We start from the raw sequence: 20,212 nt of genomic DNA on the forward strand, positions 1-20,212 counted from the left end.
CACATCACGCCTGCCGGAAGCCGATCCCCCCGCACTGGCCGCCGGACCGCCCGTCCGGCCCCGACCCCGCGCGCGGGGTGTCCTGGCGCGGGTGCGCCGGCTCGGGCTGCCGCTCGGCTCGCTCCTGCTCTTCCTCGTCCTGTGGCAGCTGGTGGCGGCGAGCGGGAAGTGGAGCGAGACCCTGGTGCCGCCGCCGGCCAAGGTGTGGGACGCGTTCATCGACGTGTCCACGACGCATGACGGCGTACGGGGCTACAACGGCAAGTACCTCATCGAGCACCTGGCCATCAGCCTGCGGCGGATCGCGATCGGCGGCGGCATAGGCATCGCCGCCGGGGTCGTCTTCGGGCTGCTCATGGGCACGGTCGGCTGGGTGCGCTCGCTGTTCGAGCCCTGGATCACCTTCCTGCGGACGCTGCCGCCGCTGGCGTACTTCTCGCTGCTGATCATCTGGCTGGGCATCAACGAGGAGCCCAAGGTCACGCTGCTGGCCATAGCCGCCTTCCCGCCGGTGGCGGTGTCCACGACCGCGGCCGTCGCTGCCGCCCCGCGGGCGCTCATCGAGGCGGCCCACGCCCTCGGCGGGTCGCGGTGGGACGTCATGCGGGACGTCATCGCCCCCTCGGCGCTGCCGGAGACGCTCACCGGCATCCGGCTGGCCGTGGGGGTGACCTACTCCTCCCTCGTCGCCGCCGAGCTGGTCAACGGGCTGCCCGGCATCGGCGGCATGGTCAAGGACGCCGCCAACTACAACAACACCCCGGTGGTGCTGGTCGGCATCATCACCATCGGGATCTCCGGTCTCGTCATCGACGGCCTGCTGCTGTGGCTGGAGCGCACCGTCGTGCCCTGGCGCGGCCGCTCCTGAGCCGCCGCAGCCCGACGGACCGCGGACCGTAGGCGCCCGGCCGCCGACCGTACGCCCTCAAGTACCCGCGGCCCGCCCGCCCCTGGTCTTTCGACACCCCGGCCGCCCGGGCTGCCGCAGCCCGTACGCCACCTGGTTCTCCCCGCCCGGCACCGCTCCCTCTCCGCACAGAAACGGCTCCCCATGTCCCCTTGGATGCCCCGCCCCACCGTCGGCTCCGCCGTGCAAGGACCGACCCGCCGCCTGTTCCTCGTCGGCGCGCTGGCCGCGGCCTCCGCCGCCCTCACCGGCTGCTCCTCCGACAGTGACGGCAAGTCCGGCGGCTCCAAGCGGCTGCGTATCGGCTACTTCGCCTTCCCCAGCGGCGACCTGCTCGTGAAGAACCACAAGCTGCTGGAGAAGGCGCTGCCGGACTACAAGATCAGCTGGATCAAGTTCGACTCCGGCGCCACCGTCAACCAGGCCTTCCTGGGCAAGTCCCTCGACATCGGCGCCCTCGGCTCCAGCCCGTTCGCCCGCGGGGTGTCGGGAAGCTCGCCGATCCCGTACAAGGCCGCCTTCATCCTCGACGTGGCCGGTGAGAACGAGGCGCTGGTGGCCCGCAAGAGCACGGGCGTCTCCGATGTGGCCGGGCTCAAGGGCAAGACCATTGCCACGCCTTTCGCCTCCACCTCGCACTACAGCCTGCTGGCGGCGCTGGAGGCGGCGGGCCTCAAGGCGTCCGACGTCAAGCTCGTCGACCTCCAGCCGCAGGCGATCCTCGCCGCCTGGCAGCGGGGCGACATCGACGCCGCCTACGTCTGGCTGCCGACGCTGGACGAACTACGGAAGACCGGCACCCAGCTCGTCAGCAGCAAGGAGATCGGCGCCGCCGGCAAGCCGACCCTGGACCTGGCCGTGGTGTCCGACGCGCTGATAGCCGACGACCCGCACGCGATCGACGTGTGGCGCAAGGCGCAGGCCCAGGCGCTGCGGCTGCTCAAGTCCGATCCGGAAGGCGCGGTCAAGGCCGTCGCGGCCGAGCTGAACATCAGCGCCGACGACGCCAGGAAGCAGCTGGCGCAGGGCGTGTTCCTCACTCCCGAGGAGGTCACCTCCGCCGACTGGCTCGGTTCGGAGGGCCACCCGGGCAAGCTCGTGCCGTATCTCACCGGCACCGGCCAATTCCTCGCCGACCAGAAGCAGATCGACGCCGCGCCGTCCCAGGACGTCGTCAGCAAGGCGCTGTATCTCAAGGGGCTGCCCGATGTCCTCAAGTGAGATCACCGGCCGGGCGGCTCCCGCGCCGGTCGACACCGCGCGCGCCGGGACCATCCGGCTCGACCACGTCACCCACCAGTACGGCCGGGGGAGCGAGACGGTCACGGCGGTGGGCCCGGTCGATCTGACCGTGCCCGCCGGCGAGTTCTTGGTGCTCGTGGGCGCCTCGGGCTGCGGCAAGAGCACCCTGCTGCGGCTGATCGCCGGCTTCGAGCAGCCCACCCGCGGCTCGGTGCGGGTGTCCGGCACCGCTCCGCTGCCCGGCAAGGCGGCCGGTGTCGTCTTCCAGCAGCCGCGCCTTTTCCCCTGGCGGACGGTGCAGGGCAACATCGACCTGGCGCTGCGCTACGCGGGGGTCGGCCGGGGCCAGTGGCCGCAGCGGCGGGCGGACCTGCTGGCGCGGGTCGGTCTCGAGGGCACCGAGAAGCGGCGTATCTGGGAGATCTCCGGCGGCCAGCAGCAGCGGGTGGCCATCGCCCGCGCCCTGGCCGCCGATCACCCGCTCTTCCTGCTCGACGAGCCCTTCGCGGCGCTGGACGCGCTGACCCGTGAACGGCTCCAGGAGGACGTACGCCAGGTGACCGCCCAGACCGGGCGGACCACGGTTTTCGTCACCCACTCGGCGGACGAGGCGGTCTTCCTCGGGTCGCGCATCGTGGTGCTGACCAAGGGCCCGGGGACCGTCGCCCTGGACCTGCCGATCACCCTGCCGCGCGGCGACGTCGACGCCGACGGGCTGCGCAGTTCCGAGGACTTCGCCGAACTGCGCGCACGGGTCGCCCACGCCGTCAAGGCCGCCGCTGCCTGACACCCACGAAAGTCCCACGGCACCCCCGACAGAGGAGGAGACACAGGTGAGCATCATCAGCCCGCAGTCCGCCGGAGCCGTTCCCGTCACCGACGCCGACGCCGACGCTCTCGCCGGCACCGGAGGCCCGGCGTCGTCGGATCTGCCGATCACCAGGCTCGGTCCGCGCTTCGGCGCCGAGATACACGGCATCGACCTGGGCAGCCTCGACGACGGGCAGGTCGTCGCGATCAGGCGGGCGCTGGTGGAGCACAAGGTGCTCTTCGTGCCCGGCCAGGGCCGCCTGGACGACGCCGCGCAGATCGAGTTCGGGCGGCGCCTCGGCGATGTCACCACCGGGCACCCGATCCACGATTCCGGTGACGTGGCCCCCGAGGTCTACGCCGTGGACAGCCAGGACAACGGGTTCGCCGACGTCTGGCACACGGACGTGACCTTCGTCCAGCGCCCGCCGGCCATCTCCATCCTCCGGGCCGTGTCGCTGCCGCCGGGCGGCGGGGACACGTCGTGGGCCGACAGCCAGCTCGCCTACGAGTCCCTGTCGCCGGGTCTGCGTGCGTGGATCGACACCCTCACCGCGGCGCACGACGGCAGCCGCGAGTTCGGCTACTACCTGGCGCAGCGCCGCAAGGGCCGCGGCAATGTGTGGGAGGGCGAGGTCTTCACCGAGCTCAAGCCGGTCGAGCACCCCGTGGTGCGGGTGCACCCGGAGAGCGGGCGCAAGGGCCTGTTCGTCAACCCCGGATTCACCTCGCACATCGTCGGTGTGTCGGAGTACGAGAGCCGGGGCGTGCTGGACATCCTGTACGCCCACCTCACCAAGCCCGAGCACACCGTGCGGCACCGGTGGCAGCCAGGCGACGTCGCCCTGTGGGACAACCGCAGCACGGCCCACTACGCCAACCGGGATTACGGCGACCAGCACCGCGTCATGCACCGCATCACGTTGCGCGGCGACGTCCCGGTCGGCCCGGTGACCGCGCTCCGGCCCGCGGAGGAGATCCACCGCGGGGCCGTCGCCGTACCGGGCGCGGTGGGCTGAGGTCCGCGGCTCGCCGGATGGCCGGCGCCGGGCGTCCGACAGGGCGTTCCGGCGCCGGCCGCCGCGTTCGGGCGCCTCGGACGGTACGGGGCGCGGCCTTGGGCGGTACGGGGGGACCCGCCTTGGCGTACGGAGCCGCCATCTCGGGAGATACGGGGCCACACCGGCCGCACAGGCGAGGCTTGGTTCCTCCAGCCCCTTGAGCACCTCCAGCACCGACGCCATGCTGGGGGCGCCACATCCGCGGCCGATACGGACCCGACCGGTTCTCCGAAAGGACAACGATGGCTTCGTTCCCCTCCCCCTTCGACCGTCGCACCCTGCTGCGCGGCACGCTCGCCGCAGGCGCCGGCGCCGTGCTGGGACCGATCCTGCTGTCCGGCTCGGCGTACGCGTACACGTGGTCGCGTACCCTCTCGCAGGGGATGACCGGCGCCGACGTCACCGAACTGCAGATCAGGGTCGCCGGCTGGGCCACCGGCAGCCCCGGCCACACGCGGGTCGCCCTCGACGGGGACTTCGGCCCCGGCACGGCCACCGCGGTGCGCCTCTTCCAGTCCGCCTACGGCCTGTCGTCCGACGGCGTCGTCGGTCCCGCCACGCAGACGCAGCTCAACGCCTTGCAGCAGTCGGACGGTTCGACCGCGCACTTCGACTTCAGCGAATTCACCGACCGCGTCAGCGGCACCTTCGACGGCGGCAAGGTCAGCGCCGCCGCGGCGAAGGAGAACGCCCGCCGCGCGATGTACAAGCTCGAAGCACTCCGCAAGAAGCTGGGCAACGTCCCGATCACCGTCAACTCCGGCTTCCGCAGCATCGCCCACAACGCCTCGGTCGGCGGAGCGAGCGACAGCATGCACCTCTACGGCACCGCCGCCGACCTCGACGTCCCGGGCGTGGCCAACAAGACCGTCTACCAGAAGGCCGAAACCTGCGGCTTCTCCGGCCTGGAGACCTACACCGAGGACCACCAGCACGTCGACAGCCGCGCCGACCTGGGCCGCGCCTGGTGGTGGGAGAACGGCACGATCTGACGGCGGACTCGGCGTGACCCCCGGGGACCTCGCCGGTTCTGTGCTCCGCGCGCCGGCGAGGTTCAGCGGCGACCCTGGCGCCGCGCACCTTTCCGTCCGGCGGGTCGCCGCGGACGCCGGCGCCGTGCTGCGAGCGGTCGGGCGGGCCGAAGAGCCGGTGCTCCTCGGCTCAGGTCCGCTGAGCTGGTGGCGCGGGTCGTGGGGCGATGAGGTGGGGGCGGGGCGGCGGGTGGGGTCAGGGGGGACGTAGGGGGATGGGGCGGGGGAATGTCGGTGTCGGGAGCATCGAGGGTTCACCCCGGGTCGGCCCGGAGTTCACCGGTGACCGACAGGTTCAAGGGTATGACTTCACGACTTTTCTCTCGCAGGCGCACCCGGGTCGCCGTCGCGATCGGTGCCGCCGTCGCCGTGGTGGGCGCGGGCACCGCCGCGGCCCAGGCGGCCGGGTGGCTGTCGGCACCGTCGCACGACTTCAAGGCGACCGCCGACACCTTCTCCGGCCACGGCGGGGTGACCGGCAACGTCCTGCGGAACGACAGCGGCGCGACCGCGGTCGTCCGCCACACCGCCCCGTCCGACGGCACGGTGACCGTCGAAGCGGACGGCTCCTTCACGTACACCCCGAAGGCCGGCTTCAAGGGCACGGACACCTTCACCTACACGACGACCGACGCGGTGCAGCTGTTCAAGGACTCCCGGTCGAACGGGAAGCCGCTGGCGCCGCTCGCGGAGGTCGCCGGGCCCGGCGGCAGCACCACGCAGATCTCCGGCGAGGGCTACGGCTCGTCGCTCGCCCCCGTGCCGGGCAAGCCGGGCCGCTTCTACGGGCTCACCGACCGCGGCCCGAACGCCGACGCCCCTGACGGCAACAAGTCCGAGATGGTCACCGAGTTCACGCCCCAGATCGGCGAGTTCAGGCTCGTCGGCGGCAGGGCCGAGCTGGTCAAGCAGGTCACCTTGAAGGGGCCGAAGAGCCGCGGCGGCGTGAAGTACAGCGGCCGCCCGCCGCACGACACGAGCGAGGTCATCGACGACGTCGCCGCGACCAACGCCAACGGCGGCACCCCTGTGCCCGTCGCCAGGGACGCGTACGGCTACGACTCCGAGGGTCTGGTGGCGCTGCGGGACGGCACGTTCTGGGTCTCGGACGAGTACGGGCCGTACCTCACGCACTTCGACGCGAACGGCTACGAGCTGGGCCGGCTGACCCCGTACCGGAACAGCCCGGACAACGCCGCTCACACGATCATCGGCTACCTGCCGGCCGAGCTGGCCTACCGCGTCAAGAACAAGGGCATGGAAGGCCTGACGGTCACGCCGGACGGCTCGACCCTGGTCGGCGTCATGCAGTCCGCGCTCCAGCAGCCGGACCTCGGCACCACCAAGGGCGCCAACGTCTCGGCCACCCGCATCGTCGCGGTCAACCTGCGCACGTACCAGTCCAAGCAGTACCTGTACCTGCTGGACAACCCGGCGACCACGGGTGGCGCCCACAGCGAGATCACCGCGCTGTCCAACACGACCTTCCTGCTGGACGAGCGGGACGGCAACTTCGAGCCGTTCGCACAGAAGACCCTCTACAAGGCCGACATCAACGGCGCCACCGACGTCAGCGGCCTGACGATCGGCGGCAAGTCGCCGGAGGCCTTCGTCGGGACGGCCGGCACCAATGCCGCGCTCACCGCGCTCACCGGTGCGGGCGTCCACGTCGCGCAGAAGCAGCCGTACCTCAACGTCGGGACGCTGGTGAGCCAACTCGACCCCAGCGGCGCGTTCTTCGCGCACGACAAGGTGGAGGGCGTCGCCACGACGGACGCCGGCCGGACGCTGTACCTGTCCAACGACGACGACTTCGGCATCGACACCATCGCCGTCGACCCGGACGGGACGTGGACGGTCCACCAGAAGGTGCTGCCGCCCACGGGCAGGACCGACAACGGCGAGATCCTGAAGGTCGACACCGCCAAGCTGCCCGCGGTCCTCAAGACCGTCACGGTGACGGTCCACGTGCGCTGACCCGCCCGGCGCCGCCGGGTCCGTCCACTCCGGTGGACGGACCCGCGTCCGCCGCACCCCAGGGCCGTCCGGCCCGCGAGACCGGCGTTCCGGCTGGTGGGCGCCCCGACCTGCCGGAGGCCCGGGAGCGTGAGACGGTGAAGCGAAGGACCCGGTGACCCCTGTCACCACCGGTGGCCCGGCCGTCACCGGTAGCCCGTGTCACCGGCAACCCCTGCCGTCCCGGCACGGGAGGGACAGCCCCTCGGAGTCGGAGGAGGACGTCGACATGCGAGCCCTGGAGACGATCGGCTTCTCGCTGCTGGTGATCGCCATCTCGGTCGGCCTGCTGCTGTTCTGCATGGGCGGCCCGCACTACCGGCACAAGGACTAGAACCTCCCCGGCCCCCGGGTGGGGGACTACGTCGATCAGGTGAGTTCCGGCCGCTGACGGTGACGGCTGAACCGCCACGGCGTTCTCATCCTGTAGGTGATCGCCAAGGCCTCGTCAGTGATCCGCCGGCCACAACCGCCGGCCGGCCGACGCTGCTGCTGCCCACCGATGGTGCGCGCCACCGTCTCCAGGGATGAGTACACACATGTCTCTCGCCAGTCCGAGACCCCTCGCCGGCCGCTCGGTGTCGTCGCCCGCCGAGGTCCGCAGCCACGCGTGGGAAGGATTCCGCTGCGAGTCGCGCGTGGTCCGCAGCGGCGCACCGCGGCTCGCCCCCGTGCTGATGATCGGCGGCGCGTTCCAGCGCAAGGAGAGCTGGGGGCGGATGGAGCGGGCGCTGCTGGACGACATGGACGTGGTGACCGTCGACCCGCCCGGCTGGGGTTCGGGGGGCGTGCTGCCGGCGCACCACGGCGCCGACCTGCTGGCCGACGCCGTGTGCCACATGCTGACCGAGCTCGGACTGCCCCGGCTCAACATCTTCAGCGGCTCCTACGGCACCGCCATCGCCTACCGCATCGCGCAGAAGCACCCCGGCCAGGTCGGGCGGATGGTGCTCGTCGGCACGATGACCGAGATCCCCGCGCACGCCCGGCTCGGCATGCGCCAGGCGCTGGACTGTCTGCGGACGGGTGACATGGAGGAGTTCGCCGAGCGCTCGCTGGACTTCCTGATGAACGCCGCGCGCGAGGACCGCATCGCGGGGGCCGCGAAGGTACGGCGCTTCCTGCGGCGGCGCCTGACGAACCTCGCCGAGGAGGAGCGCGCCCAGACCCTCGCCAACAGCGAGCGCCTGCTCCAGCATGAGATGGTCGATCTCAGCCTGCCGCCCGCCGCACCGGTCCTGGCCGTCACGGGCGAGCACGACAGCTTCACCACGCCGGACCGCTGCCGGGGCATGGCCGCGACCTGTCCGGACAGCCGGTTCGCCGTCGTGTCGGGCGCCGACCACATGCTCTACCTGGAGCGGACCGCCGAACTGGCCGACCTCACCACCCGCTTTCTTGCGGAGGAATCCCTCGACGGTCTCCCGTACTGCTCGTACGTCGAACGTGTGAACCCGCCGACCGAATACGCCTGACCCGCCCCGGCACTCATGCCGGGCGAATAAAGGTACGAAGTCCACCGCGCAAAAAGGCGATACGCCAAGTCCTCGCATGCCGGGCTCGGTTGACGCTACTGTGGCCGCACCTCCCGACGCGATGACGGCCGGGTTCCGATACCCGCTGCGGTATCGATCTTCGGCCTTCCGGAAAATCGGCGCCAGGGTTACGTGTCCAACGGAAAGGCGATGACAAATGACGTTGTTCTACGGGGCGGCGCACGCACTCATCGAGCGGGACGGACGTTTTCTGGTAACGCGCAGGTCAGCCGTGGACGACTACATGCCGCTCAAATGGGATCTGCCGGGGGGCACGGTCGACCCCGGCGAGAGCCTGGAGGACGCCCTCGTCCGCGAGGTGCACGAGGAAACCAAGATCAAGGTCGACATCGAGCACCTTCTCTACGCGTACACCAATCTGGCCACCCTTCCCGAGCGTCAGACGTTCCAGACGGTCTTCCTCTGCCGCTACATGGGCGGCGACGTGGAACTCGACCCCGCCGACCACGACCAGTTCGTCTGGGCGTCGAAGAGCGAGATCGACGGGCTGGACGCCATGGCGTTCCTGGCCGGCTTCCGCGAGACCGTGATGTATCGCACCGTGAAATAGCGACCGAGGACGTGGGCTCCCGTGCGAGTGCGATCCGTGGACATCTACGTCACCTACCGGTGCAACCTGCGCTGCACGCACTGCTTCGTCGGCGACAACCTGTCGACCGGCCAGAGTTTCGCCCACGATTCGCTGGCACACCTGATCGCCGCTGCCCCCCGGCTGTGGGGCACCGAGGAGGTGACCTTCCTCGGCGGCGAGCCGACGCTCTACCCCGGGATCGCCGACGCGGTCCTGCTGGCGCAGGCGCGGGGACTGCACGTACGGATCGTGACCAACGGGGGGCACGGTTTCCGGTCCTTCGTCGGCCGTTTCGAGGGCGCACGACTGCCGGTGGTCGGCGTCAGTATCGACGGCTCGAACCCCGCGACCCATGACGCCGTTCGTGGCGAGCGGTCCTTCCAGCGCATGAGGGAGAACGTCGAAAGGGCCCGGGAGCGCGGCTACGAGATGTTCGGCATCATGTCGGTGAGCAGGAGCAACGCGCACGACGCCGGCGCCATTCTCGCGCTGTGCGACCGCCTCGGCTTCGGCTGGGTGAATGTGCACTACGTCTCCAACCGGGGTTTCGCCACACCGGAGATGGTGCTGCCGGTTCCGGAATGGCGGTCGCTGGTCCGGGAGATCAAGGAACAGTCGGCCGGTCTCCGGATCGACGTCCGGCTGGAGCGCACCTTCGTTCCGGCCGGTGACCACCGCAGGTACTGCGCGGTCCGCAGCAGTGACAATCTGCTGTTCCTGCCGGACGGCCGGGTTTTCATGTGCCCGATGTTCATCGACGTCCCAGAAGCACACTCCTTCACCTGGTCGGGCACCGAACTCCTCGGCCGGCCGGGAGCGGAAACCGAGGGGATACTGAGCCGGGCGGAAAGCGCGGCGCACTGCCCGGCCATGCGTCATGTGAACGCGCGGCTCAATTCCGACGTGCTGGACGCGGGACTGGAAATATCCTGCGTGCTCGAAAAGACTCGTCTCAGCGGGGGGCTGGTTGTCGATGAGAAGTGAACGCTGATGGATATCTGGACCGACGCCGACCTGGCCTTCGTCCGCGAACGCGCGCACAGCTGGGACCTCCACTACTCCGAACTCTTCTGGGGAGCACGGCTGTACGACCTGGTGGAGCCGCTGCTCGCGTCCTTCAACGCGGACTGCGGCGTGCCCAAGCAGATCGGCGTCGCCTCGGAGTCGCTGCCCGAGACCACCGCGACGGTGCTGCTGGCCCTGCACCGTATGGGCCTGCTCAGCGCGAGCATGCGCGAGCGCGTCCAGGGATACCTGTGGTCCACCCATTACGCGGTCGCCGCCGGGACCGTGGGGGATTCGAAGTACCCGGAGAACGAGTGCTGGAGTTCGACGTCACGGAACGTCTGGGCGACGGCGTCGACCCTGTGGGCGCTCATCGCGACGGGTTATCGGGGCCCGCACGAAGGGCGTTACGCCGCCGCCGTCCGCTGGCTGGTCGACGCCCAGGACGATGACGGCGCGTGGGGCTTCAGCCGCGACGCGCGCAATCCTCCGTCGGTCTTCCTCACCGCCGTGTGCGCGTACACGCTGCACCTCGCCGCCGGATCCGCCGGCCCGGGCGCGCAGCGGATCGACCAGGCGCTGGTCCGGACGGCCGTCGACGCCGGCACCGGCTACCTGAAGCGGACCCGGCACCGGCGCAGCGGCCTGTGGCACACCAGCGGGGGCGAGCCGGAGCCGACGAGTACGGCGATGGCGCTGTGGGCCGTCCGGTGGTGCGACACCGCCGGCGCCGACACCGGTGACCTGCTGCGCAACGGCCTCCGGGCGCTGTCGCGCGCGGTGGGCGGCGCGCTGTGCGGCCCCAGCCTGGAGATCGCGGTGGGGACGCTCCCCGATTCGCGCGAGGCCATCGCGCTGCAGGGCTACACGCCCGCGCTGCCGCTGGCGCTGCTGCAACTGGACATCGACCCCTTCCACCGGCTGGTCGTCGGGCCGCTCACCTTCCTGCGGACCAGCAGGCAGCCGAACGGCTGGGAATTCCCGGTCATCGGCAACGAGCGGCAGGGCCGGTACATCAAGGCCGTGCCGTACGTGGGCACCGGCGAACCGCTGACGTTCACGACCGCGCTGGCGCTGCAGACCGCGCACGCCTGGCACCGGCGGACGATCCGGTGGACCATCGAACAGCGGTTGACGCACGGCTGAGTTCACGCGGTACGCGACAGCACACCACAAGGGGGAGCACCGTGACGGCTGTCCTGTTCGTGCACGGCACGGGGGTGCGGGCGGAGGGGTTCGATGCCACGCTGGCGGTGATGTCCCGCTCGCTGCTCGCCCGGCGTCCCGACCTGACCGTCGAGGGCTGTTTCTGGGGGGAGGCGTACGGGAGCAGGCTCTTCGCCCATGGCGCGTCGGTCCCCGTCGCCGACGCGAGCCGGGACGCCGGTGCGGACGGCGCAGCGGACGACGTGGACCTCCTGGTCTGGGAGCGGCTCCAGGACGACCCGCTGTTCGAACTGCGCCTGCTGGCAACGGCGGACGGGCCGCCCCAGGAGCAGGGCGGCGGCTTTCACCCCGGCCGGCTGTCGCAGGGCCGCGCCCTGGAGGACCGCTACCGCCGCTTCGCCGCGTCGGACCCGGTGGCGGCGCTTTTCCGCGAGGCGGGGCTCGGCGCCGGGTTCGCCCCGAGCTGCCGGACGGTCGCCGCCTCGCAGCCGTTCGGCGAGCTGGAAGCCGGCGGCGCGGCGCTGGAGGCCTGGCCCGCGGTGGTCCGCGCCACCGTCGCGGAAGCGCTCCGCCGGGCGGAGCGGACCGAAGGGCCCGGCCTGCGGGTGGTCTACGACCGGGGCGTCAGGGAGGAATTCCTCCGGGCCGTGCTGGCGGCCGGCGGCGAGGACTACCGCGGCGCCCTCGGCTGGGCCCAGCAGCGGCTCGGCACCTTCTTCGCGGGGCGCGCCACCTCCTACGTCTCGCGGCGGCGGGAGACCTTCACCGAGTCCGCGTCCCCGGTCACCGGCGACATCCTCGTCTACCAGCGCGACGGCGCGGCGATCCGGCGGTTCGTCGGCGATCACGTCGGCCGGCTGGAGCCGCCGGTGGTGGTGGTCGCGCACAGCCTGGGCGGGATCATCTGCGCCGACCTGTTCGCGACCGCGGAGCCGTCCGACGTACGCCTGGTCACGGTGGGTACCGCGGCCCCCCTGTTCTGGGAACTCGACGCCCTGTGGGGCCTGCGCGCTGGCGCCCCGCTTCCGGCCGGATTCCCGCCCTGGGTCAACGTCTACGACCCGCGCGACTTCCTCGCGTACACGGCCGCCCCGCTGTTCGGCGACCGGGTCCGCGATGTCCGGGTCGACAACGGCCAGCCCTTCCCGCGCTGCCACGGCGCCTACTGGTGGAACAGCCAGTGCTGGGACGCCGTGCTGAGCGCGTGTCCGTGAACGCCTTCGCGCACGCCCGCGCGCTGGTGGTGGGGGTCGAGAAGTACGCCGCAGGACCGGACTGGACGCTGACGGGTCCGGCCGCCGACGCGCGGCGCTTCACCGACTGGCTGCTGGCCATGGGCACGCCGCCGGGCCATGTCAGCCTGTTCGCCAACTCCGCCACCGCCTCGGCCACGGACGACTGGCGGCGGCGTACGGGCGTCGAGGTGGCCGAACCGACCTCCGACGCCGTGCACGCCGTGCTCCTCGACGTCGTCCGGGAGCACGCGTGCGACGTCTTCTTCCTCTTCTGGGGCGGGCACGGCATCACCGACCCCGAGGGCCACCTGCGGCTTTTCACCAGCGACGCGCGCGAGGAGGTGCTGCGCAACGTCGACATGGACGATCTGATGCTCGCCCTGCGCTCCTCGTCCTTCGCGCGGGTCAAGCGGCAGATCCTGCTGGTCGACGCCTGCCGCCGGTACGTCTCGCACCGCGAGCTGCGCCGGGGGCTGCCGACGGTGTCGGTGCCGAAGGGCGACCTCGTCCAGACCGACCAGTTCGCGCTGTGCGCCACCCGGGAAGGCGAGCTGGCGGCCAACCTCACCGCCGCGGGAACCGGCCGGCTGTCCTCCGTACTGCTCAGGGAACTGCCGGTGACACCGGGGACGCTGCCGGACATGGAGCTGGTCGCCCAGCGGGTCGGCGCCGAGTTCGACCGGCTGCGGGCGAGCGGCAGCACCACGCAGGTGCCGGTGTTCTACTCCTCCCGCGGATACGACGGCAGCCTGCGGTCGAACCAGCTGGCGCCCTGGGCGACGCCCGCCGCGGCGGCACCGGCGGCCGACGAGCGGCAGTACGTACAGCGGCTGGCCCGCACGCTGGAGAGCCGGCTCGTGGGAGAGGTCCGGGTCAGCGGCATGGGGCCGTCGTTCGACTCCCTGGAGCGGTCGTCGGTGGTGACCAGGGCGCAGGTGCGCAGTACGGCCATCAGTGCCGAGCACACGCTGGTGCCCGACGTCATCGGCTACACGCGCCGCACGCGGATCCGCCGGATGATCGTCACCGGCGCGCCCGGGATCGGCAAGAGCGTGCTGCTGGACCTGCTGGCGCTGGCGCAGTGCCGCGCCTACCAGGTGGACCGCTCGACCGTTCCGGTCCTGGCGGTGATCGGCGGCCGGGGCGGCCCGGAGAGCGCATTCGCCGGGATCGAGCAGATCCTCCGCGACCGGGCGGGCTTCCTCGACGGCTCGGCCCTGGACGACGTCCTGCACCGGTGCGTCTTCTACCTCGACGACTTCGACGAGCTGACGCCCGAACACCAGCGCATGGTGCTGGACTTCATGCGCGCCCACCCGAACGCGTCGATCACGCTGTCGACCCGCTCCACCCGCGGCCTCGACTGGTCCGTGCCGAACTGCGTGGAGGTGGAGTTGCTGCCGCTGGACCCGCCCGAGGTCCTGCGCCAGCTGGAGTGCGAGCTGGGCACGGAGGACGCCGAGGAATTGTTCTGGCAACTGGCCGGCCACGACTACGAGGTGGTCAGGGACAGCTGGAGCCTGGCCGGGGGCGACCGCGAGCAGTTGTGGTCGCTGTCCGCGCGGGTGCCGCGGAGGGTGCCGGGAGAGGTCGCCGCGCTGCGGCTGCGGCTGCTGCGCGATCCGCCGGCCGCCCTCCAGCTGGCCCGAATACCGTTCCTGCTGCGGGCGATGGTGACCATCCGGCGGACCGGGGAGTATCTCGACCTGTCCCGCCCTGATGTCCTGGACCACCTGGTCACCTCGCTGTGGAGCAGGCCGCACGCCGAGGCCGGCTACCACGATCTGACCCTCGACCGGCTCTTCGCCGGCCTCGGCCCGCTCGCCGAGCACCTCATCCGGGTGCGCCAGGACCGGCAGGACCTGGCCTCGGCGACCGCGCTGCTGACCGGGGCGGGGGAGCCGTCCGCCGCACGGCTCATCGAGGCCGCGGTGATGGCGGGCCTCGTCGACCAGGACAGCTCGGGCATCACCTTCCGCCACCGGGTGATCCGGGACTACTTCGCCGCGGCGGCGCTGGCCGCCAGGATCCCGGACGGCATCGCGGTGGCCGACTACATCGATCCGGCAGCCTGGTGGACCGAGTCCCCCTGGCGCGCGGCCCTGGGATTCGTCCCGCAATTCCACGGCACCCCCGGCCCGGTCGTGGGCTGGCTCGGCGAGGCGCAGCCGGAGCTGGCCGCGATGTGCGTCCAGCGGGGCGAGTCGTCCGACGACACGGCGCGGCGGACGCTCCGCGGCGTCATCAGGGCGCGGCTCGCCGGGACGCCGGTCCGTCCGCCCGCCGAACTCGCCGCGCTCGGCCGCGCCCTCGCCATGGTCGGGGACGACCGCCCCGGCGTCGGGGTCGGGCACACGACGGCGGCGGCCGTTCCGGTCATCGAGTGGGTTCTCGTGCCGCAGCAGCGCGTCCCGGTGTCCGGGTCCGCCGCGGTCGCGGTGCCGGCCTTCTTCATGAGCAGGTACCCGGTCACCAACGCGCAGTACGAGGTGTTCCTGCGCGACGGGGGCTACCGCAGCGACGGCCACTGGACGCGGGACGGCATCGCTTGCAGGAACCGGCTCGGATGGTGCGCTCCCGAGCAGTACGGGCCGCCGTTCGACCTTCCCAACCACCCCATCGTCGGCGTCAGTTACCACGAGGCCCGGGCGTTCGGCGACTGGCTGGGCTCGCTGCGCAGGGAACGGGTCGCGATCCCCACCGTCACGCAGTGGATGGCGGCGGCCAGATCCGCCGACGGCTTCGACGGATACCCGTGGGGCGACGACTTCTCGACCACCCGCAGCAACAGCCGGCAGACCGACATCAGGACCACCACCGCGGTCGGGCTGTTCGCCTCGGGGGCCAGCCACTTCGGCCTCCTCGACTGCGGCGGCAACGTCTGGGAGCTGTGCGCGCCCGACCCCGGACCGCGCGGGGCGGCCTGGCGCGGCGGATTCCGCGGCAAGTCCCCCGCGGACCGCTACCTCCCGATCAAGGGCGGCTCCTTCGCGCACTACTGGTGCTCGGTGAAGACCAGGACCGATGTGACCGTGCGCGAGACCGATCGTGAATGGGACGTCGGCTTCCGCCTGATGAAGCAGCTGTAGTCCGGGGGCCGGCCGCGCGGCGGGCGCGCCGCCGGCTGCCGGGGCGCTCTTGACAAGGCCGCCCACCCGCCACGTACGTTCGTCTCGCACACCATCAAGTGCGGCTCGGCGCCCGGCGCGCCGAAGCCGCGGTCGCCACGCGCCGCCCCCGGCGGCGCGCCGATGGGAGTCTTCGTGAGGGCATCGCACGTCAGGCCGGTCCTGCTGCCGGTCGGGACGAAGCGCCGCCACGTGGACCTGTGCCGTACCCACGCCGCGCTCTGTCGCTGACGATTCGCCCCACCCCTTCCCCCGGCGGCCCGCCGCCGCCCCCGCCTGTGCTGCGTACGGCCGGATCCGGTCCGGCCTGCCCGGGCGTTCGTGCACCCCCGAGAAGCCTCGGCCCCGAGATGTCACCGCAGTGGTGAGAATGGACGAATTGTGAGCGCGAAGCGGCCCAGGACGCTGAAGACCGTGACCGGCGCCGGCGGCACGTCGGAGACCTACGACCTCGCGATCGACCCCACCCGGTCCACGCTGAGCACCGCGGTGCGGGTGGCGAAGCTCGCCGAGGCCGCGAGGATCGACGCGCTGTTCACCGCCGACCTGCTCAGCTTCGGCGCCCAGGGCGCGATCGGGTCGCAGGAGCCACTGGTCTTCGTCTCGGCGCTGAGCCAGGTGACCTCGCAGATCGGCCTGATCGCCACGGTCTCGACCACCTTCCACCACCCGTACAACCTGGCCCGGCTGTTCGGCACCCTCGACCACGTCAGCAACGGGCGGGCCGCCTGGAATCTGGTGACCTCCTCCCTCGGCGAGGAGAATTTCGGCCCCGGCGGCCTGCCCAGCCCCGAGGACCGCTACGCGCGGGCCGCCGAGACGCTGGAGGTGGTGAACGCGCTGTGGGACAGCTGGGAGCCCGGTGCGCTGACCGTCGGCGCGGACGGCCGGGCGGTACTGCACCCGGAGCGGGTGCACCCCGTCAACCACTCCGGCCGGTTCTTCGATGTGGCAGGCCCGCTGAACATCCCGCCGCTGCCGCAGCGGCGCCCGGTGCAGATCCAGGCGGGCCAGTCCGAGGCGGGCATCGCGCTGGGCGGGCGCTACGCCGAGATGGTCTTCACCTCGCTCCCCGACCTGGACACCGCGCTGGACTTCACCCGGAAGATCCGCGGCCAGGCCGAGCGGCTCGGCCGGGCCGGCGGGCTGCCGCTGATCCTCAGCTCCTTCCACGCCACCTACGGCGCCACCGAGGAGGAGGCCCGGCGGCTGGTGCGCGAGAAGCGCGAGTCGATCGACTTCGAGCGCGGGCGCGCCCTGGTGGCCGACATGCTCGGCGGCGGGGTGGACCTGTCGGACCTCCCGCTCGACGCGACGCTGCCGGAGAGCCTGCTGCCCGACATCACCTCGGTGAACCGCCGCCGGGGCCGGGTCGACATCTTCACCGGCTACGCGCGCCAGGGCTACACGCTGCGGGAGCTGGTCATCGCGGCCCAGGACACCGGCCACTGGGCCGCCGCGGGGACGCCCGAGCAGCTCGCTGACGCGATCGAGGAGCGCTTCAACGCCGGTGTCCTGGACGCGATCCTGCTCGGCGGCCTCGCGGACCCGCGGCAGCACGACTTCGTCGTCAACGGCCTGCTGCACGAGCTGCGCAGGCGCAAGCTCGTCACCGAGGACTACACCGGCACCACCCTGCGCGAGAACCTCGGGCTCGAACTGCCGCCCCGCACCGGAGCGCCGGTACGCGGCGGGCAGGGAGCGACGACGGCGTGAGGCTGTGCCGGTACGGTCACGGCCGGGGCGGCTGTGCGGCGCCGGGCAGCCGGGCGCGCAGCGCGGCGGCGCCGGACTCGGCGAGCCAGTCGGTGAGGGTGCGCAGGCCGGGGTGCACGACCCGCAGCACCTCGATGTCGGCGTGCCAGCGCGCGCCGGACATCCAGCGCTCCCTGATGCGGGCGATCTCGGGGTTGAGCGCGGCGGCCTCCTGCTGCGTGAGCTGCTCGTAGCGCACGGGGATGCCCGTCGCCTCCGTGATCGCGGCGACCGCCTCGGCCGGGGTCGGGGCGTCCCCGGCCAGCTCCAGCGTCCTTCCGGCGAACCGCTCCGGCCGGTCGAAGGCCAGCGCGGCGAATTCCGCGATGTCCTCCAGCGCGATGATCTGGAGCGGCTCGTCCGGCGGGAAAATGTGCCGGTGCACACCGTCGGCGATGCCGTCCAGGCCCATCGCGGCCGAGGCGAGGTAGTTCGTCATGAACCGTACGGGGCGCAGCACGGTCACCTGGGCGATGTGCTCCCGCAGGTAGTGCTCGATGCGGTTCTTGCCGTCGGCGGCGGTCGGCGGCTCGGGGATGGACGCGATGCCGGTGAAGACGACGTGCTCGATCCCCGCGGCCGAGGCGGCGTCGGTCAGCGCGCGGCCGCGGGCGAATTCCCGCTCCGTGTCGGTGCCGGCCGGCCCGTAGGCCACCGGCGGCACGGCGAACAGGCCCGCGGCGCCCTCCAGCGCCGCCGGCAGGCTCGACGGGTCGTCGAAGTCGGCGCGTACGAGGTCGGCCCCGGCCTGCTGCAGCGCCGCGGCGGCGGGCGCGGCCGTGTCGCGTACGACCGCGCGGACCGGCCGGCCTCCCGCCAGGAGCCGGCGGGCGGTGGCGCCGCCCTGCTTGCCGGTCGCCCCGGTCACGACGACGGGGCGGGCGTCGGGCTCGGCGGCGGCGGGTACGGGCTGAGCGGTCATGTCGTCCTCCGCCCCGGGGGTGTCGGTGGGCACGGTCGGTGTGGCGGACCCGGGGGCGATGTGGAATCCTCCACCCGGTTGAGGACGACGGACAAGGGATACGTGACATGACCGCTGCTCCCCCCGGCGCCGGCCGGGCCGACGCCCGCCGCAACCGTACGAAGGTGCTCCTCGCGGCCGTACGGGCCTTCGGCGAGCAGGGCCTGGAGGTGTCGCTCGGCGAGATCGCGCGGCAGGCGGGCGTCGGCACCGGCACCGTCTACCGGCACTTCCCGAGCAAGGAGATCCTGCTGGAGGCGGTGCTCGTCCAGCACGTGGACGACCTGGTCGCCGCCGCCCGGCGGTGGTCCGGGCAGGCCGCTCCCACCGCGGCCCTCTTCGGATTCCTGCGCGACGTCATCGACAGGTCCGCGCGCCGCAGTTACGTCTGCGACGCGGTCACCGGCGACACGAGCTGGCCGCGCCCGCTGCTCGCCGCGTCCGCGCAGCGCTTCCACCAGGCGCTGGCCGGACTGCTGCGCGCGGCCCAGCAGTCCGGCGGGGTGCGCGCCGACGTCGGCCCGGACGACGTCACCGCGCTCACCATCGGCTGCGTGGCCATGCGGGCCCGGGGCCGGGCCGGCGGCGCCCGGATGGTCCACCTGACGCTCGAAGGCCTGCGCGGTCCGGCGGCGGTCACGGAAGGGCGTACGTTTCGTCACCTGCCCGGAGGACGTCACGCAACCGCGCCCCGGTGCGAGGAGTGCGAGGCCGAACTCGCCTCCCGCGCCACCGGCCGCCCGGCGCGCTACTGCGGCGCGACCTGCCGCCAGCGGGCCCACCGCCGCCGTCTCGGGCGCTGACCTCGCGGCCGGGCCGCCCGAGGCGGGGCGGGTTCGGCACCGGGACCCGGTGCGCGGGCCGGGTTCCGTACCGGCCGCCGGCCCGGGTCGGTCTCCGGGCGCAGACCCGGGCCGCGGGCCGGGTTCGGCACCGGGAGCCGGACCGCGGGCCGGTTTCCACACGCAGAGCCGGTGCGCGGGCCGGGTTCCGTACCGGGCGCCGGACCGCGGACCGGGTTCCGTACCCGCCGCCGGCTCAGCCCGGGGACCGCGGGTGCCAGGTGCGGTGCTTCGGGAGGGGTTTGGCGTAGCCGCCGGACCGGCTGGTGGTCAGGCCGAGCGCCACCAGCGACTCCGCGAGCCGGACGGCGGCGCCGACCCCGTCGACCACCGGAAGCCCCAGCGCGGCCGAGACGCCGCGCTCCAGGCCCGTCATCCCGGCGCAGCCCAGCACCAGGACCTCGGCGCCGGCCGCCATGGCCCGGCGTCCCGCGGCGACGAAAGCGCCCGTCACCAGGTCGGAGTCCTCGTCCAGGTCCAGGACGGCCAGCCCGGTGCCGACCACGGCGGCGCAGTTCTGGCCGACGCCCGCGGTGTGCAGGCTGTCCTGGATCTGCCCGACGGTGCGGTCCAGCGTGGTGACGACGCCGTATCTGCGGCCGAGCAGACAGGCCAGGTGGGCGGCGGCCTCGGTGATGTCGACCACCGGTACGTCGAGCAGTTCGCGGGCGCCCTCGCGCCCGTGCTCGCCGAACCCGGCCATCACCACCGCGTCCACCGGACCCTCCAGCCGCCGCAGCAGGTCGAGCACAGCCGCGGCCGACAGGTAGCTGTCCAGCCAGCCCTCGGCCGACGCGGGCCCCCAGTCGGGGGTGTGGCCGGTGATCAGGGTGCCGGGACCGGCGGCGGTCCTGGCACCCCGCACGATCCGCTCGGTCATCGCCGTGGTGGTGTTGCAGTTGGTCACCGCGATCCGCACGGCCGC

At 72.5% G+C, this 20,212-nt stretch carries 16 protein-coding genes; 14 read left to right on the forward strand and 2 right to left on the reverse strand.

The window, feature by feature from the left end; translation table 11 throughout:
• The first annotated feature begins 10 nt into the window (after positions 1 to 10).
• The 13 genes from OHA86_RS17480 (at position 11) to OHA86_RS17540 (ending at position 17,445) form a co-directional block, all read left to right on the forward strand.
• Entirely contained in the window at positions 11 to 868 is an 858-nt protein-coding gene (locus OHA86_RS17480) for an ABC transporter permease (protein ID WP_443071996.1), read from the forward strand.
• Positions 869 to 1,051: 183 nt separating this feature from the next.
• A complete protein-coding gene (locus OHA86_RS17485; protein ID WP_329176475.1) occupies positions 1,052 to 2,128 on the forward strand; it encodes a taurine ABC transporter substrate-binding protein in 1,077 nt (358 codons plus the stop codon).
• Complete coding sequence (locus tag OHA86_RS17490) at positions 2,115 to 2,936, forward strand: ABC transporter ATP-binding protein (RefSeq protein ID WP_329176478.1); 822 nt, start codon at positions 2,115 to 2,117, stop codon at positions 2,934 to 2,936. Before OHA86_RS17485 ends, OHA86_RS17490 begins: the two co-directional genes overlap by 14 nt.
• Before the next feature lie 142 nt (positions 2,937 to 3,078).
• Entirely contained in the window at positions 3,079 to 3,978 is a 900-nt protein-coding gene (locus OHA86_RS17495) for a TauD/TfdA dioxygenase family protein (protein WP_329182447.1), read from the forward strand.
• Positions 3,979 to 4,262: 284 nt separating this feature from the next.
• Positions 4,263 to 5,012, forward strand: coding sequence for a D-Ala-D-Ala carboxypeptidase family metallohydrolase (locus tag OHA86_RS17500; RefSeq protein WP_329176480.1), 750 nt, complete (start codon positions 4,263 to 4,265; stop codon positions 5,010 to 5,012).
• Between the two features lie 342 nt (positions 5,013 to 5,354).
• Positions 5,355 to 7,028 (forward strand): esterase-like activity of phytase family protein, encoded by a 1,674-nt coding sequence (locus OHA86_RS17505; RefSeq protein ID WP_329176481.1) that lies wholly within the window; start codon positions 5,355 to 5,357, stop codon positions 7,026 to 7,028.
• Between the two features lie 578 nt (positions 7,029 to 7,606).
• The gene (locus OHA86_RS17510; RefSeq protein WP_329176482.1) at positions 7,607 to 8,542 is read left to right on the forward strand and encodes an alpha/beta fold hydrolase; all 936 of its coding nucleotides are present in this window, start codon (positions 7,607 to 7,609) and stop codon (positions 8,540 to 8,542) included.
• Between the two features lie 217 nt (positions 8,543 to 8,759).
• Positions 8,760 to 9,173 carry an NUDIX hydrolase gene (locus tag OHA86_RS17515; protein ID WP_329176485.1) on the forward strand — a complete coding sequence of 138 codons (414 nt, stop codon included), beginning with the start codon at positions 8,760 to 8,762 and terminating at the stop codon, positions 9,171 to 9,173.
• 21 nt (positions 9,174 to 9,194) lie between these two features.
• The gene (locus OHA86_RS17520) at positions 9,195 to 10,178 is read left to right on the forward strand and encodes a radical SAM protein (RefSeq protein WP_329176486.1); all 984 of its coding nucleotides are present in this window, start codon (positions 9,195 to 9,197) and stop codon (positions 10,176 to 10,178) included.
• 6 nt (positions 10,179 to 10,184) lie between these two features.
• Positions 10,185 to 11,345, forward strand: a complete 1,161-nt coding sequence (locus OHA86_RS17525; protein WP_329176487.1) for a hypothetical protein — start codon at positions 10,185 to 10,187, stop codon at positions 11,343 to 11,345.
• Between the two features lie 41 nt (positions 11,346 to 11,386).
• Positions 11,387 to 12,580: a hypothetical protein gene (locus OHA86_RS17530; RefSeq protein WP_329176488.1), complete on the forward strand. Its 1,194-nt coding sequence runs from the start codon at positions 11,387 to 11,389 to the stop codon at positions 12,578 to 12,580.
• Complete coding sequence (locus OHA86_RS17535; protein ID WP_329176489.1) at positions 12,571 to 15,690, forward strand: SUMF1/EgtB/PvdO family nonheme iron enzyme; 3,120 nt, start codon at positions 12,571 to 12,573, stop codon at positions 15,688 to 15,690. Before OHA86_RS17530 ends, OHA86_RS17535 begins: the two co-directional genes overlap by 10 nt.
• A 420-nt stretch (positions 15,691 to 16,110) precedes the next feature.
• The gene (locus OHA86_RS17540) at positions 16,111 to 17,445 is read left to right on the forward strand and encodes an NtaA/DmoA family FMN-dependent monooxygenase (RefSeq protein WP_329176491.1); all 1,335 of its coding nucleotides are present in this window, start codon (positions 16,111 to 16,113) and stop codon (positions 17,443 to 17,445) included.
• 16 nt (positions 17,446 to 17,461) lie between these two features.
• On the opposite strand, the gene OHA86_RS17545 is transcribed toward OHA86_RS17540, so the two are convergent.
• The gene (locus OHA86_RS17545; protein ID WP_329176492.1) at positions 17,462 to 18,406 is read right to left on the reverse strand and encodes an NmrA family NAD(P)-binding protein; all 945 of its coding nucleotides are present in this window, start codon (positions 18,404 to 18,406) and stop codon (positions 17,462 to 17,464) included.
• Positions 18,407 to 18,513: 107 nt separating this feature from the next.
• Here OHA86_RS17545 and OHA86_RS17550 point away from each other — a divergent pair, with 107 nt between their 5' ends.
• A complete protein-coding gene (locus tag OHA86_RS17550) occupies positions 18,514 to 19,248 on the forward strand; it encodes a TetR/AcrR family transcriptional regulator (RefSeq protein WP_329176494.1) in 735 nt (244 codons plus the stop codon).
• Between the two features lie 235 nt (positions 19,249 to 19,483).
• Here OHA86_RS17550 and OHA86_RS17555 read toward each other — a convergent pair whose 3' ends face one another.
• Positions 19,484 to 20,206: an aspartate/glutamate racemase family protein gene (locus OHA86_RS17555; protein WP_329176496.1), complete on the reverse strand. Its 723-nt coding sequence runs from the start codon at positions 20,204 to 20,206 to the stop codon at positions 19,484 to 19,486.
• Positions 20,207 to 20,212 lie beyond the last annotated feature (6 nt).

It is taken from the genome of Streptomyces sp. NBC_01477, assembly GCF_036227245.1.
In the GTDB taxonomy this organism is placed as follows: Bacteria; Actinomycetota; Actinomycetes; order Streptomycetales; family Streptomycetaceae; genus Actinacidiphila.

What these genes read in the sequence shown, in the direction of transcription:
- OHA86_RS17545 (WP_329176492.1), bottom strand. Translation starts at nt 18,406, where the DNA reads ATGACCGCTCAGCCCGTACCCGCCGCCGCCGAGCCCGACGCCCGCCCC.
- OHA86_RS17505 (WP_329176481.1), top strand. Translation starts at nt 5,355, where the DNA reads ATGACTTCACGACTTTTCTCTCGCAGGCGCACCCGGGTCGCCGTCGCG.
- OHA86_RS17485 (WP_329176475.1), top strand. Translation starts at nt 1,052, where the DNA reads ATGTCCCCTTGGATGCCCCGCCCCACCGTCGGCTCCGCCGTGCAAGGA.
- OHA86_RS17490 (WP_329176478.1), top strand. Translation starts at nt 2,115, where the DNA reads ATGTCCTCAAGTGAGATCACCGGCCGGGCGGCTCCCGCGCCGGTCGAC.
- OHA86_RS17500 (WP_329176480.1), top strand. Translation starts at nt 4,263, where the DNA reads ATGGCTTCGTTCCCCTCCCCCTTCGACCGTCGCACCCTGCTGCGCGGC.
- OHA86_RS17550 (WP_329176494.1), top strand. Translation starts at nt 18,514, where the DNA reads ATGACCGCTGCTCCCCCCGGCGCCGGCCGGGCCGACGCCCGCCGCAAC.
- OHA86_RS17515 (WP_329176485.1), top strand. Translation starts at nt 8,760, where the DNA reads ATGACGTTGTTCTACGGGGCGGCGCACGCACTCATCGAGCGGGACGGA.
- OHA86_RS17525 (WP_329176487.1), top strand. Translation starts at nt 10,185, where the DNA reads ATGGATATCTGGACCGACGCCGACCTGGCCTTCGTCCGCGAACGCGCG.
- OHA86_RS17510 (WP_329176482.1), top strand. Translation starts at nt 7,607, where the DNA reads ATGTCTCTCGCCAGTCCGAGACCCCTCGCCGGCCGCTCGGTGTCGTCG.